Genomic DNA, 1,788 nt, shown 5'->3' on the forward strand with positions numbered 1-1,788 from the left:
GCGATCCAGGCCCACCTCACCACCCGCTGGGAGGCGCTGCTGCTCGCCGAGTTGGCCGTCCCCTTCGAGGAGGCCGACGCCTCCCGGCGCGCCGCCGCCTACGCCGCGGTCTGCGCCGGCAGCGGCACGGGGCGGCCCGGGGGGGGCGTGCCGCCGACCGGGGCCGGGACATCCGCGGGGCCGGGGGCGACGGGCACGCCGGGCGCGGTACCGGCTGCCGGGCGCGGCGACGCAGGGCCGCGCATCCCGCCCGTCGGCCGGGTGGTGAGGGCTGACGCTACCGCTGCGGCGCGCTCTTCGGGAGTCACCCGACGGAGGGAGCTGCCCCCGTCAGTTCGAGGATGCGGCGCACCACGGCGGCGCGGACGGCGGGGTCGAGGTCCGCACCGCCGCCCACGGAGTCACCGAGCCAGAGCCCGTCGGCGGCGAGCCGTGCGACGAGACGGTCGATCTCGGCGGGGCCGGCGGAGGCCGGCGGCGCGACCCAGCGGCGGGTCAGCTCCGTCCACGCCTCGGCGAGGGCCGGGTCGGTCGCGGACTCCATCATGAACGCGAGGTCCGCCCCGCCGGTGCCGCCGCCGGCGCAGACCGCGGCGTAGGCGGCGGCGCGCCGGGAGGCGTCGGCCTCCTCGAAGGGGACGGCCAACTCGGCGAGCAGCAGCGCCTCCCAGCGGGTGGTGAGGTGGGCCTGGATCGCGCGGAGCAGCGCGTCGCGGGAGGGGAAGTGGTAGATCAGTCCGCCCTTGGTGACGCCGGCCTCCTCGGCGGCGGCGTCGAGGGTCAGGGAGGTGATGCCGTCACGTGCCACGACGTGGACGGCGGCGTCGAGGATGCGGCTGCGGGAGCTGGGGCGCATGCCGTAACTGTACCAACCGAAAGGTACAGTTACGGGCCATGGACGTACTCACGGGCATCGTGCTCGCTCTCCACATCATCGGCATCGCCGCCCTGCTCGGCGGCTTCCTCGCACAGATCCCCGCGCTGCGCACGGCCACCGGCCGCGTCACGCCGGGCATGCTCCACGGAGCGCTCACCATGCTGGTCACCGGCATCGCCCTCGTCGGCCTGAACGAGGCCGGCGACGGCGAGGTGAACCACGTCAAGATCGCCGTGAAGACGGTCGTGCTGGTCGCGGTCCTCGTGATAGTCGTGACCCGGCGGAAGGCGGAGACGGTCGCCTCGCCACTGCTCGGCGCGATCGGCGCGCTGACGGCGCTGAACGTCCTGCTCGCCACGCTCTGGAACTGACCGCCCGCCACGCCACGGCCCGCCACCGCGCCGCCGCCCCGTCCGGAGCTGCGGGCGGTGCGGTGGCGTGGTGGCGCGGTGGCGGAGGCAACGGGCTCACGCGTCGGACGGGACCGCCGTGACCAGCAGGTTGTTGCGGTACCCGTCGCGGCCGTCGTAGGGCGGCGCGCAGGTGACCAGGGTCAGGACCGGGTCGCCCTCCCGGGCGAACACCCGGTCCGGCAGGCTGTCGGCCGGCACGGTCTCGCGCGCCGTCACCCGGTACTCGACCGGTGCGGCGTCCCCCTCCCGGTGCACCCGCACCGTGTCACCGGGCCGCATGTCGTAGAGCGCTGCGAACTCCCCCAGGTCGCCCGTGGCGGAGTCGACGTGCCCCATGAGCACCGCCGACCCGGCGGCCGCGCCGGGGGCAGGCCCGAACCGGTACCAGCCGGCGACGAGCGGATCGGCCGGCACCGCCGCGCCGCCCTCGTCATCGACGCCGACGGCCGTGACCGGGGCGTCGAGCCCGACCCGCGGGGCGTGCACCCGCACCGGGGC

3 protein-coding genes are annotated in these 1,788 nt (G+C 76.3%); 1 reads left to right on the forward strand and 2 read right to left on the reverse strand.

Annotated features, from left to right (window positions below; all coding sequences use genetic code 11):
* Positions 1 to 304: 304 nt before the first annotated feature.
* Entirely contained in the window at positions 305 to 856 is a 552-nt protein-coding gene (locus HCN56_RS25380) for a TetR/AcrR family transcriptional regulator (protein ID WP_167974971.1), read from the reverse strand.
* A 38-nt stretch (positions 857 to 894) separates the two neighbouring features.
* On the opposite strand from HCN56_RS25380, the gene HCN56_RS25385 reads away from it, so the two are divergent.
* Positions 895 to 1,248 carry a hypothetical protein gene (locus HCN56_RS25385; protein ID WP_167974973.1) on the forward strand — a complete coding sequence of 118 codons (354 nt, stop codon included), beginning with the start codon at positions 895 to 897 and terminating at the stop codon, positions 1,246 to 1,248.
* Between the two features lie 96 nt (positions 1,249 to 1,344).
* Here the strand turns inward: HCN56_RS25385 and HCN56_RS25390 are convergent.
* Positions 1,345 to 1,788 (reverse strand): class F sortase (locus tag HCN56_RS25390; RefSeq protein ID WP_209313189.1); only part of this gene is annotated, 444 nt, incomplete at its 5' end.

The organism is Streptomyces lonarensis (genome assembly GCF_012033735.1).
GTDB lineage: Bacteria > Actinomycetota > Actinomycetes > Streptomycetales > Streptomycetaceae > Streptomyces > Streptomyces lonarensis.

What these genes read in the sequence shown, in the direction of transcription:
- HCN56_RS25385 (WP_167974973.1), top strand. Translation starts at nt 895, where the DNA reads ATGGACGTACTCACGGGCATCGTGCTCGCTCTCCACATCATCGGCATC.
- HCN56_RS25380 (WP_167974971.1), bottom strand. Translation starts at nt 856, where the DNA reads ATGCGCCCCAGCTCCCGCAGCCGCATCCTCGACGCCGCCGTCCACGTC.